The 20,546-nt window shown below is 58.2% G+C and carries 16 protein-coding genes; 2 read left to right on the plus strand and 14 right to left on the minus strand.

The window, feature by feature from the left end:
* Window positions 1-76: 76 nt before the first annotated feature.
* From IEX74_RS06745 to IEX74_RS06780, 8 genes are all read right to left on the minus strand, one after another.
* Window positions 77-727 (minus strand): HAD family hydrolase, encoded by a 651-nt coding sequence (locus IEX74_RS06745; RefSeq protein WP_188812381.1) that lies wholly within the window; start codon window positions 725-727, stop codon window positions 77-79.
* Between the two features lie 200 nt (window positions 728-927).
* A complete protein-coding gene (locus tag IEX74_RS06750) occupies window positions 928-5,037 on the minus strand; it encodes a T9SS type A sorting domain-containing protein (protein WP_188812383.1) in 4,110 nt (1,369 codons plus the stop codon).
* A gap of 513 nt (window positions 5,038-5,550) precedes the next feature.
* The gene (locus IEX74_RS06755) at window positions 5,551-5,967 is read right to left on the minus strand and encodes a hypothetical protein (protein ID WP_188812385.1); all 417 of its coding nucleotides are present in this window, start codon (window positions 5,965-5,967) and stop codon (window positions 5,551-5,553) included.
* A gap of 196 nt (window positions 5,968-6,163) precedes the next feature.
* The gene (locus IEX74_RS06760; protein ID WP_188812387.1) at window positions 6,164-7,879 is read right to left on the minus strand and encodes a M28 family metallopeptidase; all 1,716 of its coding nucleotides are present in this window, start codon (window positions 7,877-7,879) and stop codon (window positions 6,164-6,166) included.
* Between the two features lie 140 nt (window positions 7,880-8,019).
* Window positions 8,020-9,276: a protoporphyrinogen/coproporphyrinogen oxidase gene (locus tag IEX74_RS06765; protein ID WP_188812389.1), complete on the minus strand. Its 1,257-nt coding sequence runs from the start codon at window positions 9,274-9,276 to the stop codon at window positions 8,020-8,022.
* 85 nt (window positions 9,277-9,361) lie between these two features.
* Window positions 9,362-10,153, minus strand: coding sequence for a toxin-antitoxin system YwqK family antitoxin (locus tag IEX74_RS06770; protein ID WP_188812391.1), 792 nt, complete (start codon window positions 10,151-10,153; stop codon window positions 9,362-9,364).
* 90 nt (window positions 10,154-10,243) lie between these two features.
* Window positions 10,244-10,921: a c-type heme family protein gene (locus IEX74_RS06775; RefSeq protein ID WP_188812393.1), complete on the minus strand. Its 678-nt coding sequence runs from the start codon at window positions 10,919-10,921 to the stop codon at window positions 10,244-10,246.
* Between the two features lie 200 nt (window positions 10,922-11,121).
* Window positions 11,122-12,267, minus strand: a complete 1,146-nt coding sequence (locus IEX74_RS06780) for a mechanosensitive ion channel family protein (RefSeq protein WP_188812395.1) — start codon at window positions 12,265-12,267, stop codon at window positions 11,122-11,124.
* A 443-nt stretch (window positions 12,268-12,710) separates the two neighbouring features.
* Here IEX74_RS06780 and IEX74_RS06785 point away from each other — a divergent pair, with 443 nt between their 5' ends.
* The gene (locus tag IEX74_RS06785) at window positions 12,711-13,019 is read left to right on the plus strand and encodes an ArsR/SmtB family transcription factor (protein ID WP_086594744.1); all 309 of its coding nucleotides are present in this window, start codon (window positions 12,711-12,713) and stop codon (window positions 13,017-13,019) included.
* A 156-nt stretch (window positions 13,020-13,175) separates the two neighbouring features.
* Here the strand turns inward: IEX74_RS06785 and hemA are convergent, their stop codons facing one another.
* Window positions 13,176-14,444, minus strand: coding sequence for a glutamyl-tRNA reductase (gene hemA, locus IEX74_RS06790; protein WP_188812397.1), 1,269 nt, complete (start codon window positions 14,442-14,444; stop codon window positions 13,176-13,178).
* Window positions 14,445-14,862: 418 nt separating this feature from the next.
* On the opposite strand from hemA, the gene IEX74_RS06795 reads away from it, so the two are divergent.
* Window positions 14,863-16,044, plus strand: a complete 1,182-nt coding sequence (locus IEX74_RS06795) for a sensor histidine kinase (RefSeq protein WP_188812399.1) — start codon at window positions 14,863-14,865, stop codon at window positions 16,042-16,044.
* An 18-nt stretch (window positions 16,045-16,062) separates the two neighbouring features.
* Here IEX74_RS06795 and IEX74_RS06800 read toward each other — a convergent pair whose 3' ends face one another.
* From IEX74_RS06800 to IEX74_RS06820, 5 genes are read right to left on the minus strand one after another with little or no spacing between them, the layout of a single operon-like run.
* Window positions 16,063-17,100, minus strand: coding sequence for an NADP-dependent oxidoreductase (locus IEX74_RS06800; RefSeq protein WP_188812401.1), 1,038 nt, complete (start codon window positions 17,098-17,100; stop codon window positions 16,063-16,065).
* A gap of 54 nt (window positions 17,101-17,154) precedes the next feature.
* On the minus strand, window positions 17,155-18,162 hold the full coding sequence (locus IEX74_RS06805) for a hypothetical protein (protein WP_188812402.1): 1,008 nt from the start codon (window positions 18,160-18,162) through the stop codon (window positions 17,155-17,157).
* A complete protein-coding gene (locus tag IEX74_RS06810) occupies window positions 18,152-18,388 on the minus strand; it encodes a hypothetical protein (RefSeq protein WP_188812404.1) in 237 nt (78 codons plus the stop codon). Before IEX74_RS06810 ends, IEX74_RS06805 begins: the two co-directional genes overlap by 11 nt.
* On the minus strand, window positions 18,385-19,359 hold the full coding sequence (locus IEX74_RS06815; protein WP_188812406.1) for an ATP-grasp domain-containing protein: 975 nt from the start codon (window positions 19,357-19,359) through the stop codon (window positions 18,385-18,387). Before IEX74_RS06815 ends, IEX74_RS06810 begins: the two co-directional genes overlap by 4 nt.
* The gene (locus tag IEX74_RS06820; protein ID WP_188812408.1) at window positions 19,356-20,507 is read right to left on the minus strand and encodes a lysophospholipid acyltransferase family protein; all 1,152 of its coding nucleotides are present in this window, start codon (window positions 20,505-20,507) and stop codon (window positions 19,356-19,358) included. The genes IEX74_RS06815 and IEX74_RS06820 overlap by 4 nt, the downstream gene beginning before the upstream one ends.
* Window positions 20,508-20,546 lie beyond the last annotated feature (39 nt).

Here is a 20,546-nt window from a genome sequence, read left to right on the forward strand (position 1 = left end):
CGAGCCACGCGAGGAATCTGGGGAATGAACCTAGGTTGCTAACCCAGATTCCTCGCGTGGCTCGGAATGACACAGCCTACAGCAGCGTTTGCATAAACGAATCGGTGAAATCGGCGGCGAAGTGCAGCACGTTGGGGAAGGTCGCAAACTCGAAGGCTTCGTGCGTTGTGGTGAGTACCACGGCTTTCATGCCGGCGTTCTGCGCGGCCTCGGCGCCTTTGGGCACGTCTTCAAACACGATGCAGTCGGCCGGGGGAACACCTAGGTTCGTCGCGGCTTTCAGAAACGTTTCGGGGTGCGGCTTGCTCAGCACCACATCGTCGGCGCTGACAATGGCCTTGAAGTAGTGCCGGATGTTGAGGTTATCCAGCACAAAATCAATGTTGAACGGAATGGCCGCCGAGCCAATGGCCATCGGAATGCCTAGGTCGTGTGCTTGTTTCAGGAAATCAGTCAGCCCGGGCAGAAGCTGCAAATGGGGGCGAAACTCTTCCTGGTAGCGTCGTTCTTTTTCGAAGGACAAGCGGTCCATTTCAGCCTCGGTAAACCGATCGGGGCCGAACATGCGCACCAGTACCTCGCTGTTCTTGCCGTACATCTGCGGCTTCACTTCCTCCCAGGTGAAATTGCCACCTAGGTCCTCGTTGAACAGCGAATGCCAGGCCCGGGTATGGTATTCCATATCGTGGATCATGGTGCCGTTCAGGTCAAAAATAAAAGCTTTCATGCGGGAGTAACTAAAGACAGTTGGCGCAAGTGCGCCGATTTGCAAAGGGCAAAGGTCGGCCTTTTTCACCAGGCGGAGGTGAAGTCTCACGCATCTGGATCGAGTACATTGCCTACTGAAACCATCCCACAAAAAAGAAGCCCCAGCTAACTAGCTGAAGCTTCAATAGGAGAGAGTTGTAGGAGGAAGGTCGGCTTTTCTTATTCTTTTATCAAGCGCTTTGTTAGGTTCGTGCCGGCACCTTGTACCAGCACCACGTAGGCGCCGCTGGGCAGCGTGTTCAGGGCGAGGGTGTGGAGCTGGCCGCCACCTAGGTGCTGCGCGGTCAGGACGCGGCCGGTCAGGTCGAGCAGCTTTACGGAGTAGCTGCCAGCGGGCAGCGTGCGCAGATCGAGGGTGGTGCTGGCAGCGGCCGGGTTCGGGTAGAGGCTGGCTTCTGCTGCGACAGGCTGCGCGAAGGTGACGGTGCGCACCGGCGAGAAGCTTTCAGTGCCATCCATATCTATCTGGCGCAGACGGTAGTAGAGGGTCTGGGCGAAGCGGGCCGCGCCAGCATCTGCGAAGCCGTAGGTGTGAGCAGTAGTAGTAGAGCCGTGGCCAGCTACGGTGCCGATAGCTACGAACTCCTGTCCGTTCACCGAGCGCTCGATAACGAAGTGGTCGTTGTTTTTCTCCGAAGCCGTGGCCCAGCTCAGCACCGCATCCGTGGCCTTGGTGCTGACGGTGAAAGCCGTTAGCTCAACCGGCAGCGGGCCCGTAGACAAGGAAATCTGGCCCGAGAACTCCGAGGTGCCCACGCTACCTAGGGTCGCCGTGGCCGTGATGCGGGCGCCTGTCACAAACAGGGCGCGGGTAGCCGGAGCGAGGCCGGTCAGCGGAATGCGGAACAGGAAGCGGTTCTGGTTGGTCTCGGCGCCGGGGTACACGCTGCTTACGCGCTCGGCGTAGCTGCCTACGGTTTTGTCGGTGTCATCGGCGGTGCCTTCGGCGCGGCTGGCGAAGTAGGTCTGGCCTTCCCCGAAGCCCGAGGCATCTTTCTCAGCGATAAACAGCTCAATATGAGCACCTGCTGTTGCGTAGCCGGTCACCAGCAAGCTGCCATTGTCGAGCGTGGCCTGGGTGAATACCGGGAAGTTCAGCAGGCTGTTGCCGCCACTGCTGGCTGTCTTGTTGCTGGTGTTGAGCGTCACGTTGGCCGCGTTTCCGGTGTTGCCGTTGTAGGGCGAGTCGGTGCTGCTGAGCAGGTCAATCCCCAAGCGGGTGTTGCTGTAGGTCGAATTCTGCGAAATCATCACCTTCGTAGCGGTAGCCATCACCAGCACACCCGAGCCGTTGTTAGCTGTCAGCACGTTGCCGCTGATCGTCTGGTTGGTGCCGCCTGCCCGGATGCCCGAGCCCGCCGGATTCACGTTGCCCGTCGTCGTCACGCTCACGCCGTTGCTGCTGAGGGTGTTGTAGCTGATAGTGTTGCCACCTAGGTTGCCGTTAGCGTCCAAGCCGTGGCCGTAGTTCAGCGTGATGAGGTTTTCGGTGATGGTGTTACCAGTGCTGCTGCCTTGCAGCGCCACGCCATTGTACACGAGCCCTTGGCCAGTTACCACGGTTTCGCGCCCGTTGCCCCGGATTTCGTTGTTGGCGATGAAGTTGTTGTTGGCGCCGTTCAGGCCGCCGCCGTTGGTGGCGTTGCCGCCGTACACCCACACGCCCATGCCGCCATTGAAGCCGATGAGGTTGTCCTGCACGGTGCTGTTATCCAATCCATTAAGGTTGATGCCCTCGTTGCGGGTGCGGGTCGTGCCGGGGTCGGAGAAGCTGGTAGCCGAGGTGCCCAGCACGTTGCGCTCCACCAGCAGATTCGTGTAGCTGCCCGAGGTCGGCAGCAGGGCGTAGATGTTCGTCTGGAAGCCCGTCAGGCTCAGGCCGCGAATGGTCAGGTTGCTGGCGCCGATGGTAATGCCATTCTGGCCGCGGTTGCCTTGCAGCTGTACTTCCGGACCGTTGAGCTGATTCAGCTGGCTGTTGATGGTGCCTACTATCGTGCCGGCACCTAGGGTTGTGGTGTTGGTGTTGCCGATGTTCGCGGTTTGCGTGCCGCCATCCACCACGGTTAGGGCGGCGTTGGCGCCTTGCAGCTCCAGCGTAGTAGCCAGATTGATGACCGCCACCTTTTGCCCGTTCTGCGTGATGAGCTTGCTGGCCGGAATCATGAAGATGGACGTTTCAACGCCCGAGGGCAGAGCCGTAGCCGTGGTATTGAGCGGCGATTGAGTACGGCCGGCTTGCCCCAGCGCGGCTTCTCCACCCAGCGCAGCAGCGTTGATAACAAACTGACGCAGTGAGCCCTGGCCCGAGTCGTTGGTGTTCACAATCACGTCGAAGTTGAAGCCGAAGTCCACGTTGGTGGCGGGCGTGGCCGTGCTCAGCGTAATGCCGACCATCGACTGGGGAGTGTAGCCGGCCGTTTTGGTTTGGAGCTGGCTCAGCGTGGAAGCACTGGCGAAGTTTTTACCGCCGTACGAGTTCGGACCAGCGTCTTGCTTAGTCGGGTCAGCGCCGCCTACCTGGTTTGCGTTGCCCTTCACGTAGGTTTGGACCGGTAGTAGCGCGCCCGCCGTGCCGGGTCGGCTGCTGCTCACCTGGGTGTTGGGTACCCGCACGGTGTAGCTGCCCAGCGCTTCGTTGATGAAGCTGTAGAAGCCTTTGCTGTTGGTTTTGGCCGTGTCAACGAGCACTCCGCTGCTGTTATAAAGCTCCACAATCAGGTTGGGCCGACCAACGCCGTTGCTGGTAGCTAGGTCGCGGCCGTTGCCACCACCATAGTTCACGTCCTCAAACACGGTTCCCCAGATGGTGGGCGAAAACGTGATGGGGGTGGGCGAAGGCTCGTCGCTCTTGCCCACAAGCGGGAAGAGTGCTCCGTTAGTCGATGGGTCGGCGTCGAGCAGGTCGCTTGGGGGAACCAAGGTGCCATTGCGCAGCGTGTACCCTAGGTTGGTGCTGCTCGTGTTGCTCGGAGCCAGCGAAATGGTGGTAGCGTATACCGAGTTGTTCTGCACGGCCGTCGGTACGGCAGCCGGCGAGGCGTAGCGTACGCGGGCGGTGAAGGTGATGGTTACGCTCTGACCTAGGTCTAAGGTCGCTTTTCCATCGAGCAGGTTCGTGGCGGTACCGCTGCCGGTATTGATGCCCGTAAAACCTGGGTTCTTGGCCAAAGTGGCTCCACCACTGTTCTTTACGTTTACCTCACCGATAATCTGCACGCTGGCAGCGCCGGGGAAAGCGGTGCCGGTGGCATTGCTGCCCGTGCCCGTCAGAAACTCGCTCACCTGCACCATGGGGTCCTTGATGTTGCCCGTGTTCTTCACCTGAATCGTGTAAGGCACATCGAAAGTAGTAGCCGACACGGCCGTGACGGCGCCGGCCGTCATGAGCACGTCGACGCGCTGATCGGGGTAGATGCAGTTAGCGCCGTCGCTGATCGCGGCAGGATTAATCGAATTGAGCTTCAGGTATTTGCCTGTTTTTACATCGACTTGGTAAAAGCCGCCGGAGTTAGCCACATCCGTGTCACCGTTGGAGTACACAAACAAGTTGCCGGCCGGGTCGAAGAAGGCCGTACCCAGCAATTCATCGGCATCTACCGTATTGTTGATGATTGTTGTGACGCTGGCGGTACCCGCCGCGAAATCAGGCGTTAGCTTATACACCACCCCAAGCACCTGCACGCCGTAAAGCTGCTGGTCGGCGGGGTTGAAAGCTAGGTCAAAAAACGAACCTAGGCCACTGTCGGTCCGGCGACCTTGCAGCGTTAGCTGGTTCGAAACGAGCTGGGCAGTACCGGTTTTCGCCAGGTCGAGGTAGTATAAATAGTTGCTCCTGGAGGTGTTATTGGGTACGCCGCTGTTGGTGCCCTGAGGCGACAAGTAATACCGGCCTTGCTTATCAATGGCACCGCCGGCGAACTGGATACGCGGCAGGTCGGTTTCGCCGATGGCCACCGCGCCACTCTGCCCGATCTTATACAGCGTAAGCGAACCTGGCGAAGTAGTGCCGTCCGGTACGTATTCGACGCCGTACAAATAGCCATCTTGGGCGTTGTAGGCCAGGCAGTTAAGCAGAACACCTGGCTGCAGGATAGACGTGGTGGTGTAAGGAGTGCTGTTGCGGTTAACCCGGAATAGCTCAGATTTGGTACCCACCTGACGCATCTGGTAGAAGGTGCCGTCGCAGCTAAATGCCGCGCCTTGGCCGTGGGCTACAAAAGGAAGCGATACAATCAGAAATGCCAGTAATCGTAAAAAGGGCTTCATACAAACGATACTAGGAGGTGTGCAAACAGGAATAGAAAAGGGAGCGGCAACAGCAGGTCGGAGGCGTAAGCAATCGTGCTACTATAGCAAGCGGCACCAGAGGGCAGAACTTTGAATTTTAGCAAGAAGGAATTAGCCTGATAGCGATTACATCCTCATTTAACAGTAGCAAAATTATATTTATATATCATAATATCATAATGTATTTGGATTTATTTATCATAGCTAGGAAAGACACCGTTTTCGTGGTTAAACATTAAAGTTGGGATAATTGAATAATTCTAATGTGCAGCTGTGTATAATGCTGCTGATATCAAACCTAGGTTGCATTGCTTATATTGAGTAATAAGTATATTATCCAGCCTGAAAGCACTAAAATGCTATTCTGGGTAAGTTGGTTGCAGGCTAGAGTTTGTTGTACTTATCTGGGTATGCGGCTTTCATACAAAGCACCCAGGCAGCCGCCACAGGACACGAAATAGCCTGGGTAAAAAAGCTCGCTACCTAGCGTGGCTAGTGTTTGGCAAGCCACTGCTGGGCAAACTGTTCTTCCGTAAACGTCTGAATCGAGGTTTGTTCGCGCACCGGCGTGCGAAGGCTAGCTTCCACGATCTGCAACCGCCCTTCGATGATGGCCGCGTGGTAAGGCGTTACGAAGTAAGCCAGGCGTCTAGCCTGGTCCGGCAAGGCCAGTGCCAGCTCCGTCCGAAAGTCGATCAGAACCCACCGAAAATCTTCCTCTGAGGCTAGTCCGCGGGTGCGTAGATCGATCAGCCAATGCCCTGTCTGCACCGTGCGCGCCAGCTCCAAAGCCGCCCGATAGCCTTCACGATGCTCCTCCGATGAGACGGTGCGCGTCCAACGCAGGAACAGTACGTGCAGGTCGGCGCGGTAAGTCAGGCGGATATAATCAAGGTCAAGCGTTTGCATGGCACTGGTGGAGAGCAACCTAGGTAGGCACCGAGGTATTGGAGCAGGATGCGTAACCATTACACGGCTGAGTTTGCTTCTAACAGCCCTACGTGTCTTCTGGTTGGGTTAGTTGCTCATCAACGCAAAAAAGCCCTGACCAGCTTGGTCAGGGCTTTTTAATAATAGCTACGGCAAAGGGTTTCCTTGGCGGCTACTACTTGCTGGCTAGGCTCTTTTCGCGGATGGCCTTGAACTCGGAGCCAGGTTTCCACTGCGGAAAGGTGGATTCATTAGCCAGGCGTAGCCCCACCTGGAACAGTAGACGCGCATCCTGCTCCATGCCGCGCAGATCCCACTTGGGGTTGTACTCGTCGGAGGGCTGGTGGTAGTGCTTGGCTTCGTACTCCTGGTGCTGCTTCTCCATGAACTCTTTGCCCTTGCTGCGGCTATCGGCGCCGCCGCTAGCGTAGAGGGCCGGCACGCCTACCTTGGCAAAGTTGAAGTGGTCGGAGCGGTAGTAGTAGCCTTTCTCGGCGTTCTGGTCGGGCAGGATGTAGCGGTCCTGCTCTTTGGCCGCCGCGCGTGCGTAGTCATCCAGCTCCGATTGGCCGTAGCCAATCACGGTCAGGTCGCGCATGGGGCCGCTGGCGGGCAGGTCGTCCATGTTCAGGTCAGCCACCGTTTTGTTGAGGGGAAACAGCGGATGCGCGGCGTAGTAAGCCGAGCCCAGCAAACCCTGCTCCTCACCCGTCACGGCCAGAAACACGATGCTGCGCGCCGGAGCCTTTTCCAGCTGCGTATAGGCTTTGGCAATGCTGAGCAGAGCCGCGCAGCCGCTGGCGTTATCAAGCGCACCATTATAGATAGAGTCGCCCTCCACGGGCTTGCCCACACCTAGGTGGTCCCAGTGCGCCGAGTAGATAACGTACTCGTTGGGCCGGCTGGCGCCGGGCACTACGGCCACCACGTTCTTGGAGGCGGTGCGCTTCAGCTTGTTTCTCAGGCTGGTACTCAGGCTCAGGCCCAGCGGGCGCGCCTTGAAGCCGGGCTTGTTGGCGGCGGCATAGGCTTCCTCATAGCTCTGGCCGGCGGCCTCGAAGAGACGCTTGGTGGCATCCAGCGTCAGCCAGCCTTCCAGCTTGCACTTGCTGGCGCCTTTGTCGGGCGTCTGGGGGCGGAGCTTAGCACCCGAGTAGCTGCTCTGCACTACCGACCACGGGTAAGCGGCGGGCTTGGTGTCGTGCACGATCAGCAGACCGGTGGCGCCGTGGCGGGCGGCTTCCTCGTATTTGTAAGTCCAGCGGCCATAGTAGGTCATGGCGTTGCCCTTAAAAAACGTGGTATCGGTGCCGGCATTGCCGGGGTCGTTCACTAGTACTACCACGGTCTTGCCCTTCACATCGAGGCCAGCGTAGTCGTCCCACTTATACTCGGGCGCCACCACACCGTAGCCGGCAAACACCAGCGGCGAGTTCGTGACGGTCACCGAAGGCTTTTCCTGCTCCGTGAAGGCCACATAATCGGTACTCAGATTCAGGGTAACCGGCCCGCTTTTGCCACCCGTAATCTGCATGGTGGGCGCGGGTATCCCCGTAATTTCCACCAGCGGCACCTTCTGGAAGTAGCTGCCATCGGGGCCGGGCTTCAGACCTAGCTTTCGGAACTGCTCGGCCAGGTAAGCCGTGGCTTTTTCCTCACCCACCGTAAAAGGTTTGCGCCCCTTGAACTCATCAGACGCTAATACTTTGATATGCTGGCCAATATCGTTGCCGGTGATGCCATCGTTGGGCGAGGTAATGGTAGTGTCGGCTGGGGCAGTAGCGGCCGTGCTGCTTTCAGTAGCGGCGGTTTGCTTGGTCTGGCTCTGGCAACCGGCCAGCAGCCCCAGCGCCAGCGCAGAGGCCAGCAAACGAGAAGAAGGAATGTGCATGCGCGAGGGCAGGATAGAAAGTGTAAAACGACGACAGACTGCCAAAGTAACCGGAATACGGCTCGCACCCAAATGAGCTACCACGTGGTATAAATGGAGTGTTTATTGAATGCTTTCTAACTGAGAAAACCCGGCACAACCTAGCTTGCCAGCAGCATCTCGGCCACCTGACGTCCGGTGGCTATAGCGGCGTTCAGCGAAGGGTAGGAGGCCGAGTCGCCGCAGCGGTAAAGGTCTTCATCCAGCTTAAGGGACTGTTGCACAGGCTGGCCGGCTGTGTACACAGGCAGGGCATGGTCTATTTGGTAGGTGCGCAGGTGCTGCCATTGGGTGGCTTCCGGGCCAAACCAGGAAACCAATTCCGGCTGCAAACGGGCCAGCAGCTCCGCTTCACTGAGGCCGTGCGGGCCGTGGGTATTCACGGAAATTAGCGTCCGGTCGGCGGGGGCGTAATCCGGCGCTACGTCGCTGAGGAAAGCCACATTATGCGCCATTGCCTCAGATGCCGCGTTGAGACGCAGGAGCTGGTCGCCGCGACCGGGTGAGTGGTCGGCGGCAAAATAGGTGCAGGTCGTGCGCCGCCAGGTCGTAGCCGGCGCGTGGGCCAGCTGCGGCAGAAACGTCCGGGCCGAGTCGCCATCGGTTGCCACAACTACGGCCGAGGCCGCCAGAATCTCGCCTTCGCGCAGGCGCACCTGCAAGCCTTTCAGTGCCTCTACGGGCGTGTTCAGGCGCACGGTGCCGGTTGGCAGGCGTGCCGCCAGCTGCTCCGGAATCTGTTGCATACCGAGCGCTGGCACAGCCGCTTCGCCGATTACAAACTGCTGAAAAACAAACTCAAAGAAGTTGCTGGCCGTGCTCAGGTTGCGGTCCAGGTAAATTCCGCCGAAGAAAGGTCGGAAGAAGTTGTCGATGATGTGCTCGCTCCAGCCGTACTCGCGCAGGAAGGTGAGTGTATCGGTGCTAGGGTGCGCCAGTAGCTGCTCACTCGTCCGATAGCTTAGGTGCTGGGCAAACTTGGCAATCAGAAACTTATCGGAGAGGCTGCCGATGGGCGAAGCCAGCGCCGAAAACGCGGCACTTGGTTGGCGCAGTGGGTTTTGCAGGGTGGTTTGGGTGCCATCAGGCAAGCGTGTGACGGCGCCGGAGCGGAAAGTTTTCAGGTTCAGAGCGCCGTAGTCGAGCAGGCGCTGCACCTCAGGGTAGCGCGTAAGCAAGATCTGGAAGCCCCGGTCGAGGCGAAATCCGTCGGGCGTTACGTCGGTGCGCACGCGGCCCCCAACAGCATCGGCGGCTTCCAGCACCACCACGGCCCGGCCGGCCCGATGCAGGTAATTGGCGCAGGTCAGGCCGGCCATGCCAGCCCCGATAACGACGACAGGATCAGAAGAAATCATAAGCAAATAGAATGAGGGGAATTTAGAATAATGGTAGGCTAGGTTATACTGTAGTAAGCGGCGGTAAGTGGCAGCGCGAGAGCTATTACTCCTGCTTTGGTGCTGCTACCGGCGGGCAGGGTGGGCCAAGTTTGAAGCTTTCGGCGGTGCTGTAGTCTTCCCAGTCATTCAGCGAGATGCGCGACTGATCCAGGTAGATTTCGCCGGTGCCAATATCTATTCCGTTGCGAAAATGCCCTTTCGAGTATTTCTCACTTGCTACCAGATCTTTCTTGCCGGTCAGGCGCTGAAGCCGCCAGCGGCCGTCCGGAATGCCGTTGACTACGGTCCCGCCCCAGCGCATCTCGTCTTCGTCGCGGTACCAAGTACCGTTGCCGGCGCGCACGAGCTGCTGGCCGGCTTCGTTCCAGAACTGCTGCACCATCGGTTCGCCGCCCGCCCCAAAGCTAAGTACCTGCCTAGGTTTGCCCGACGGATACCAGTAGGCCCAGTCGCCTACCTGCCGGCCCTCGTGGTAGTGCCCGCGCGCCGCCAGCTCCCCCGTCCGGTGATACAGCTCAAACACGCCTTCCTTCTTGCCACCCCGATAAGCACCGCTGAGCGCCAGTAGGTTATTGTGCATCCAGTAGTCGCGCACGAAGCCTTTGAATACGCGCGTGCTATCAAAACGAACATGACGCCGGATGGCCGCGCAACCAGCCGGCGTGAGCAGGTAAGTGGTTGAGTAGAAGAAGGCAATGCTGTCTTTGCCCGCTATGCGGTAGCAGTCGCGTATGTTAGCAACTGCGGCAGCAGGGCTAGCTTTTCGTTGTTGTGCCTGCCCTGACGTTGCCCAGCTGATCAATATGAAACCTAGGAGAACAAGGCGGTAGCGCATAGGTAAAGGTTGGTCTATAATTAGTTGGAATCATAACACGGAGCTTTAGAGTAGTGCAATACAGCGCCTGTTCCCAGCTTCGAAAGGAACTTAGAATAGCTTCGGCCTGGGCTTCATTATTTTGCGTGTTTTCATCGTGTAAAACTCCGCTACGCCGGGGCGGGCCAGCTCGACCTGCCAAGCGCCCATCGCCTGACCTAACCGGTACCCGGTGGCCTGGTCGTGCGGGTAGCTTTTCTTGATTAAAGCATAATCGGTGGCCGTAATATCGGTGCCGACGGCGCCGTGGCAGCGCAGGCACAGCGCATCATTCAGCACAATGGGCCGCTGATAGGTGAACAGCTCGGCCGTCGGGCGGGCGACAAGCCGCGCCGTATCTGGCTGAAGCTGAGCTGCCGGCAGGCTGGCCTGGTGCTCCGGGTTGCGCGGGCGGTTACTCGCGCGCCGCGCCTTCGCTTGCAGAACGTGCGCCAGCGAATCAGTAGAGGCGTAGCTCTCGGGGCGGCAGTAGGGGAGAGCCGCTGCCACGCCACCTTCCTGCAACCTAGCTTTCAACTGGCGGCGCAATTCCCGGTCGGCGCTGCCCGTGAGCGAGTCGCCGGCCCAGCGTGTAGACCGGAGCAGGTCGGCCGGCATAATGCGCTTCACTTGCCAGTTCTCTGCCTCTACCGCAATCTTCTTCGTATCGCGCAGGTGCTGAATCTGATCGGAAGAGCAAGCCGATAAGGTGAGTAGCAGAAGGGTGGTGCAAGCAAGAAGGGGGCGCATAAGAAGAGGAAGGTGTGTGATAGAAACCTCGTTCTACGGCTGGAAGTTAGGTATGCGAAAGAGAATATGATTGATACTGCTGGAATATAGAGACGTACCATTCTTGCCAAATCAAGTTGTACTATGTCTTCAATCAGCTCTCGATAGAAACATACATTATTAATAAACCAGGAGGTAGCAAAAGCTAGCTTTAGGCATTATTACACCAGCGGCTTCTCTGGCACGGCCTGCAAGCCGCTGAGCGCGCCATCAGGCAGGCGCAGGAACGTGGTGCCGGTGCTGGCGAAAGTGCCGCCGTGCTGCTCCACCACTTCCACGAGGCGGTAGTTCAGCTCCTCTTTCACGTTCAGGTACTCGTCGTAGCTGGTGGTTTCAACGAAGTACTGCACGGTCACTTCCTTGGCGGCCGGCGTGAGGGCCGCGAACTTGATCTGAACCTCAGCCAGTACCAGCGGGTGCTCCTGAATGGCGCGCTGCCCATCAGCGATGATGTGGCGCAGCTGGTCGCTGGTGGTAGTATGGCTCAGGGCCAGGGTGAAGCTCACGCGGCGGGCCGTGCGCAGCGACAGGTTGTCCAGGGGCTTGTCAATCATGGCTTTGTTGGGTACCGTGACGTAGCTCTTCTCGGCGGTGCGCAGGCGCGTGCTGCGGAAGCCAACCTTCTCGATGGTGCCCGATACGTTGCCAACTTCCACCAAATCGCCGACGGCAAAAGGGCGGTCGAGGAAGATGGTGAAGGAGGCAATCAGGTTTTCGAGGCTTTCCTTGGCGGCAAAGGCCACGGCCAGTCCGCCAATACCTAGGCCGCCGATCAGAGCCGTGACGTTGACGCCGAACACCTTACCTAGGATCACCAGAAAAGTCAGGCTCATCACGAGCACTTTGAACAGGTCTTTGGCGAAGGGCACCAGCTGGTCGTTGAGGCGCGAGGGCGTTTGCTCGGCCCGACGCCTGAACACCAGCTCGGCAAAGTCGATTAGGCGCAGCGCAATCCAGGCCACCGAGGTAAACAGTACGATCTGGTACACCCGGAACGCCGCGAGCTTGGGCCAGGGCTCGTGCCGGCTCAGCTCGGAGCTGCGCACGGGGTAGTCGAGCACGTTGAAGGCCAGGTAGAGCGTGACCAGAAACACGACCAAGGCCACGGGCTTGATGAGCAGGGCCTGGAACTGTTCTTCCGTGACGCCCTCGGTGCTATTGCGCAGAAAGCGGAACGCCAGCCGCGACAACAGCCGCGACAGCAGCGTCTTGAAAGCAAAGCCAAACAACACGATGCCCAGGCAGGTGAGGTAAGCCAGCACGTTATTGCCCAGAAAGCGTAGATTCAGAAATTGTTGAAGCGTCATGGTAGGTGGCTTGTAACTGCAGCAGGCGGGAACCTTAGGCTAGGGTAAAATTGTAAAGAACTAGAACCTAGGTACGTGCATGGGGAGAGATGTAAGGGAAGAACCTATTGCCAGGCCATCATGGTTGCCGTTCATGAAGGAGGAAATTCAATGATGAGCGGGGGAAACAGAATGGTAACGACTGATTTCTACCAAAATGACAAAATTTTTTATAGGGGGTATTAAATAGTATAAAAGTAATTTTTAATGTAATATTGCTTATTAATGCACTGAGTTTGGATTGTACAGCTAGTTTCCCATGTTTGTTTCGGGCTGATAATTACTTACTTAAGTGGAATTTTTTCGTCTGGAAACGCAATTCGAGGAACTTTGACCCCCTTGAATATCGTACTAGATATATTCCTGCTTTCTGCAAAATACCAAGAACCTTGTCACACGACCCTATGAAACCGTTGCTTTCGCGCGTAGAATCCAAGAAGGTAGACAAAGCTGCCGCGATGCTCAAAGTGCTGGCTCACCCCAAGCGCCTGGCCATCGTCGACTTGCTAGGCAAAGAAGATAAGATGACCGTCACGGAAATCTATCGTTCGCTCGATTTGCCGCAGGCTATTGCCTCGCAGCACCTAATTACCCTCAAAGACCGGGGCATTCTGTCCTCGTTCAAAGTGGGTACCAAGATTTACTACTCGCTCTCTATTCCAAAACTGCTCGATGTAATCGACTCCCTGGAAGATTGCTGCGATACGCTGTAGTAAGCTAGCGTTTATCTCCCGACGCGAAAACAGAAAAGGACCGCCATCGGACGGTCCTTTTTCGTTTTGGTAGGAACGCGCCACGGCGCGTTCGACGTTGAATAATCCGCTCACGATTTGCCAATGGCGCGGGTGAGAACGCGCCGTGGCGCGTTCCTACGCTACGTTCGTCTGGCGCTCCAGGTCAAACAGGTCGGTGAGGGTGTCGATGAGCTGATCGGCTTCGCCGCGCTTGCAGGCAGCTTTGAGCTGAAGCACGGGCTGCTTCAGAATCTTCTGCATCAATGACTTGGTGATTTCGTCGACGCGCTTGGCTTCTTCGGGGCTTAGCTTCTTCTGGAAGCGGTCCATTTCTTCCTGCCGAATCTGCTCCAGCGCATTCTTTAGCTTCTGGATGGTCGGCGAAACCATCATTTCCTTGGCCCAGTCGTTGAGGCCGGCAATGCTTTCGGCGATGATGGCGCGGACGTGCGGCACGGCATCGAGGCGGCGCTGCAACGCGGCGCTGGCCTTGCTCTGAATGGCGTCGATGTTGTACACCAGAATGCCGGGCACGTTCTCCACATCGGCTTCGATGCTGCGCGGCACCGACAAGTCGATGAAGAACTTGTAGCTCAGCACGTCGAGGTGCTCGACTAACTCTTTGGTAAAGAAAGGCGTGTGGTGCGCGATGGAAGAAATAACCACATCGGCCTCTTTCAGACCCTGCACCAGATTTTCAAAATCCAGCACCTTCACGCCGCACTCGGCGGCGAGCAGCTCGGCTTTGGAGCGGGTGCGGTTGCAGATGGTAACGTCGGTGAAGAACTTGCTGTCACCTAGGTGGCGGCACACATCGGCGCCTATCTCGCCGAGGCCTACCACCAGCACGCGCGGGTTAGCTACGTCAGCGGTCAGCTCTTCCACCAGCTCTAGCGCGGCGTAGGAGGTAGAAGCGGCGCCGTCGCGGAAAGAAGTTTCCTGCTGTACGCGCTTGTTGGTGAAGAAGATAGTATGCAGCAGGCGGTGCAGAAACGGCCCGGCGGCGTCTTCATCCGCCGACCACTGATAAGCGTTCTTTACCTGATTGCTGATCTGTAAGTCGCCGATAACCTGGGCATCCAGGCCCATGGCCACCTCGAAGAGGTGCTGCACGGCGCCCTGCTCGTTATCGAGAATATCAAAATAAGCGTAATGCTCGCTCAGATCGGCGAGACCTTTAAGAAGTCCTAGGGCTTCGATGATAACAGGACTCTGGTCGCGGTCGGCGCTGTAGTAAACCTCAGTTCGATTGCAGGTACTGAGCACGAGTAAGTCACTGAGACCTAGGTCGTGGTGGAGGGTGTACAGGAAGCGTCGGCAGGCGGCCTCGTCCAGCGCGATAAGCTCCCGAATAGCTAGGGGAGCTTTTTTGAAGGACAGGCTGACAGCCTTAAATGGGTGCATAGCGTAGTGCTCGAGCGAAACTTTAGGGCGTAAAATTACGGCAGGATTCGTTAGAATAAAACTGATATTAATCAGGAGAGGTTCGTAACTAACTCGAACAAAATGGAAATAAGGTTGCCTGCCCGCCTGACGTTCTTTCTACGACGGAAGAACAAACTCCGCCGTATTTTCGTCCGGTAGCTAGCTTTTGGCTACAAAGGCCATGCAACTAGCACGTCATTCCGACCAGCGGGAGGAATCTCGCGTGCTGATGTTGTGGTGCTAATTCTAACGATTGGAATTACCATGGCACGCGAGATGTCTCCCGTTGGTCGGAATGACGTTCTGCTAAAGCACGCGAGATTCCTCCCGTTGGTCGGAATGACGTGCTAGATTTATAACCTTCTAATCAGAAGAGCCTCAGCTCTTTATTTCGCGTTTGATTCCGATTTACGACCAAAGATCCCGCATTAAGCTGCTGATTATCGGTGGGGCGCTGCTCATTGCGGCGGCCACGGTGATTTACACCAACATCCTGGTGCAGCGCCTCTCCGAGCGGGAGCAGCAGCAGATTGACCTGTATGCCAAGGCCCAGCGCTACATCATCAGCACGGAAGAGGAAACCAACCTGGTATTCGTGCAGGAACAGATTATCGACGCCAACAAAACCATCCCGATCATCCTGACCGACGACCAGGGGAACATCCTGGCAACCAAGAACCTGGATGTGCCCAAAGGCTTGTCGGAAAAGGCTTCTATCCGCTACTTACACGGGCAGATTGACAAGATGAAGGAGCAGCACCCGCCCATCGTGGTGGAGTACGCGGCGGGGCTGCGCAACTACATCTATTACAAAGACTCGGAGCTGCTGACGCAATTGCGGACCTACCCGCTGGTGCAGCTGGCCGTTATTGCGTGCCTGGCCGTCATTGCGTATTTCGCCTTCAGCTACTCGCGCCGCGCCGAGCAGAACCGCGTGTGGGTAGGTTTGGCGAAGGAAACCGCGCACCAGCTCGGCACGCCCCTGAGCAGCCTGATGGCGTGGCAGACCTACATGAAGGAATCCGAACGGTTTAAGGACGAGCCGATTGTGGAGGAGCTAGGTAAGGACGTGCGTCGGCTGGAGATTATCACGGAGCGCTTTTCCAACATCGGCTCCGTCCCGATTCTGAAGGATGAGAACATCCTGCAAGTCACGCAGAACGCCATTGCTTACCTGCAAAGTCGGGTATCGAAGAAAGTGAGCTTCACCATTACCACGCTGCTGCCCACCGACACACCCGCCAAGGTCAATATTCCGCTGTTCGACTGGGTGGTGGAAAACATCTGCAAAAACGCCGTTGATGCGATGGATGGCAAAGGCAGCATCCACATTCAGCTACGCCGGCCGACCCGCAATAAAACGCAGATTGCCATCGACATAACTGATACCGGCAAGGGCATTCCGAAGAGCAAGATAGAATCGGTGTTCCTGCCCGGCTACACCACCAAGAGGCGCGGCTGGGGCCTAGGTTTGGCGCTGGCGAAGCGCATCATCGAGAATTATCACGAAGGAAAGCTGTTCGTGAAGTGGTCGGAATTGGGCAAGGGCACCACGTTCCGGATTGTGCTGAACGGGTGATTTACCAGCCGCCAAAACCTAGGGTGCCAACAGCAGCTTGCCGAAGTTTTCGCCCGAAAACAGCTTGAGCAGCGCCGGCAGAAAATTGTGCAGGCCCTGCTCGACCTGCGTTTTGGGGGTGTGCAGCTGGCCTTGGCGCAGCCAGCCGGCCATCTCGCGGGTGGCTTCCGGGAAGTGCGCAACGTTATCCAGCACCACAATGCCTTCCATGCGCGCCCGATTGACGAGCAGCGACAGATAATTCGTGGGGCCCTTGATGGGCGTGGTGTTGTTGTACTGCGAAATGGCCCCGCACAGCACCACGCGCGCCCGCAGCCGGAGCCGCTCCAGCGCGTAGTCGAGCAGGTCGCCTCCTACGTTGTCGAAATATACGTCGATGCCCTGGGGGCAGGCCGTGCGTAGCGCCGCCCGCACGTAGGGGTCTTTGTAGTCGAGGCAGGCGTCGAAACCTAGGTCGTGGAGGCAGTAGTCAATCTTCTCCTGGCTACCCACCAGGCCCACCACGCGGCAGCCCTTGAGCTTCGCTATTTGCCCCACTACGCTGCCCACTGCGCCCGCCGCTCCCGACACTACCACGGTTTCGCCCGCCTGGGGCTGGCCCGTGTGTAGCAGGCCAAAGTAGGCCGTGAGGCCCGGCATACCCAAGGTTGAGAGGTGCGTTTCGAGGCTGGCCAGCGTCGGGTCTACTTTCAGCAGGTAAGTGGCGGGGTTGGTCACGTCCAGGGCCGCTTGGCCGTCACGCAGCACAAACTGCTGCGCTTTCAGGTCGCCGGTGATGTAGTCGCCCACGGCGAAGGCCGGGTGCCGCGACTCCACAATCTGCCCCGCGCCCAGGGCCCGGAAAACTTCTCCCAGCGCCAGCGGCGCCATGTAGCTTTTGCTGCCGTTCATCCAACCGCGCATGGCCGGGTCCATGGAGATGAAGCTGGTTTTGACCAGCACCTGCCCAGGCGCTAAAGGTGGAATCTCGACTGTGTCGAAGGCAAAGTTTTCGGGCTGCGGAACGCCCACCGGGCGCGAAGCCAGCTTTACGCGGGTGTTGGAGTAGGTGGTCATGAGCGAGGAAAACGATACCAGAAGCGGGTTCTTGAGAAGCAGCCAAGCCAAGCGCTAGGCCACCGCGGCCAGCAACCTAGGTTCGGCGGCGGTCAGTTGCGGCTCACGGGTGAATAACCCCGAAGCCGAATCCCGCACCAGATAAGCGGCCGAGAAAAGGGCGTAGCGCAGCTCGGAGGCTTGCAGGCCCGCGGTTTGGTCAGGAGCGGCGTGCCATAGCTCCTGAAAATCGGGGCGGGCCAGCACCGTGGCCAGGCGCGTGTCCCGCACGTTGGCAAAGTGCTCGGGCCGCAGCAGGCAGTTCTTAACGTAGCCTTCCGCGCTGACGCACACCTTGCGGTTGTAGTACGGGTTAAACTGAAGAGCTTCCGTAAAAAACTCGCTGTTAACAATGTAGCAGTCCTTCGGCTGATCGGCGCACAGGTCGCGCTCGGTGAAGGCAATCTGGCCGGGGTGCGTGCCGCCGGGTCGGCTGTAGGGCGCACGATGGACCAGAATGTGCTGAATCTTAGCAAACTGCTCGTAAAAGGCACCAAGCTGCGGCTCGTCGGGCACGTTTTCCGAGTAGGCCAGCAGCAGCGTTACCGACGAGAAAACCATCGTTTCCAGCTGCTGAAACAAGGCCACTACCTCCGGCCAGGCACCACGGCAACCTAGGTTCAGGCGCAGCTCCAGGTGGCGGCAGTGCAGTGCATCCAGCTGCGCCAATACGTCGGGCAGGCTGTAGTGCGCAAACGCGTAGCTGACTACGGCATTCTGCACATGGTGGGGCGAGTGCCAGGCCAGGCTCAGGGGCGGGAAGCTGGCCGGCGCATCGATGTAAAAACCTAGGTCCTTCTGCAACAAAAAGTGCAGGTACTGGTCGAAAAGTTGCGGATTGCCCGGCGCGAATACCTGCTGCGTTTCCCGCCAGGGGTGCTGCTTCAGGTGCAGAAGAACCTTGTATAAAACATTCGGAATGAACGTAATATGCTGGTGCTGTAAGTCGTAGATGGCGCTGCGGGTGGCGCCCTGCACGGCAATGTCGTGCGCGTACAGACAGAAATAGGGCTTACTGCTCATCGCTGGGGTCGGCTACGTAATGCTGGACGATAATGCCGGATACTGGCTTGGTGGGCGCCAGGCAGCGGTAGTTCCGGGCTTGATGCCGGGCACTTTGGCTGAAGCGCTGGCCGGTGTAGTGCTCGCCGAAAGACGCGGTATGTACCTGAACCATAAAGCGGTAGCCGATAGGCAGTGCGGCCAGCACTTCTTCGGAGAATATGGAGCCCGTGCCAATTACTTTCATGCTGGTTCGTGGTTAATGAGCCATTCGGCTATTTCTTTGTCGAGGGCGTAGTGGCAGAACACGGACTCGGCCAGGTACTGCCCCACTGGGTTGACTTCGATGAAGACGTACTCGCCCCCCAGGGTCTTGAGCAGGTCGATGGAGCCGGTGTTCAGCCCGATGCTGTGCATGAGCCGGGTGAGCTGCTCCTCGATTTCCGGCGGCAGCTGGTAGGGCACGTAGTGCACCCGCTCGGAGGCACTATCCAGCTTCTTGTCGATGTGGCGCTCTGGGCCGCTGAGCAGCATGGCCGTCGGGAAAAAGCGACCGTCGAGATAGAACACCCGGATTTCAAACTCGACCGCCACTTTCTCCTGGAACAGTGACGGGAAGAAATGCTCGGGCAGCGCCGCAATGCGGGCCGCGTCGATGGTCGTGGTCAGCAGCACGTAGGTCGAGCCGTCGTCGTGGCAGTAGCTGCCGCGCACGTCGGCAATGGGCTTGCTGATGAGCTGGCCATCAAGCAGGAGGTAAAACGCCAGCAGGTCGTGGCGGTTATTGATGATCTGGGTGTGGGGCACGCGCAGGCCGCATTGGCTCGCCACGTCCAGCAGCTCCAGCTTGTTGATTTTGATCTGGTGAAACGCGGTCAGCCAGGTTTTGTCGCGGAACAGTAGCTCCAGATAGCTCACCAGATCCTGGAGCTCCGTGCGAATCTCGAAACCTAGCTGCTCGGCGTGGCTGCCGACGGGGAAACTCAGCGTGCGGCCAGCGCCCAGAAAGCGACGGTGCCAAATGGTTGTAATCGTGTCTCTTACGCTCAGTCCATTGATGACTACATCCCGATTCTTCAGGTCGATGTGGTAGCTGGCCCGGTGGTTTATCAGGTCGTGCAGAGACACTTTTACGAAGGGCACTTCGTAGTGCAGCAGCCAGCTAATGACGGGGTCGGTGCCCTGCTCGTAGGCATCGTAGCTCAGCACCAGGATCATGGCGCGTCCTCCCGGCTCACGCCCCGCAGGATCTGCTTGCTCAGCAGATCGTGCAGCAGCGTCGCGTTGATGCGCACGGCGGCGCTGGCTACGGCCTCCGGGTGCGTGGTGAGGTGGCGTAAGTAGGCCAGCAGCTTGGGCGAAATCGTGAAGGCCTCCTGCGTGAATCGATCAAACAGGTAGGCGTACTTACGGGCCGCAAAAAGCTCGTAGCGCTCCTGGTTGAAGACGTAGTGCGTGGGCGAACCTAGGTTGGCCGTCGGCAGTGCCGCCCCGCCCGAGTGGCCGTTGCTCAGATCGACGTAGTTGTGAATCATGCGCCAGTACAGCCACTGCTCGGGCCGGGTAGCCAGGTAGTGCTCCAGCTGCCCGTAGCAGGCTTGCAGGGTCTGCTGCACGTAGGTGGCGCGCGGCACGCTCCGGTCGGGCTTTATGGGCGAGCCGAAGAACACCCGCACCTGCTCTGGTCCGGTGCGGTACGACACAATCGGCAGAATGGGCACCCCGGTAGCGTGGGCCAGACTGGCAATGCCCTTCTTCGCCAGTAGCTTGTGACCCAGTAAGTTGACGCGCGCATAAGCGGCGCTGTCGGCCTCGCTGATGGCTTCGGGGTTGCCATCAATAAAGACCATGATGCTTTTGCCGGCTTGCAGCGTGCTGTGCATTTCGAGCAGGATACTCGGGGAGTCGGCGTGGAGCACATCAAGCGGGTCGTCGACGGCCGCGTGGTGGAGCATCTCCGACGTGACGCCTTGCTTGAGCGTCAGCACCGAGAACTCAATGCCGAACTGGCGCAGCAGCGCGCCCACCATCTGGTAGGAGCCAAAGTGAAACGTGCAGAAGATAAAAGGCTGCTGCCCAAGCTGCTGCACGAAAGCCGTGTCGCCTTCCACCGTCGCCTGGCTCAGCAAGAGTGCCCGATCCATGCTAGGCTCCAGCTGCGCGCTCAGCTGAATGTTGTACTGGGCATCCAGGAAAAAAGCCAGGTCGTCGACGGGGTGCTGCGGAAAGAAGCGGTGCTTGGCCGCCCGGTAGCGCAGAAACTCCGTCATCTGCTCAATATCATCTTCCAGCGTTTCGCCGAGCTGCCTGACCGAATCGCGCAGTTTGGTGGTGGCTTGCCGGTATTCTTCGATAGTCGTAATCATAGGAGTAAAGGCGTGAGATGTCAGATTAGATAGGAGAAC

This window comes from Hymenobacter cavernae (genome assembly GCF_014641455.1).
Taxonomy (GTDB): Bacteria; Bacteroidota; Bacteroidia; order Cytophagales; family Hymenobacteraceae; genus Hymenobacter; species Hymenobacter cavernae.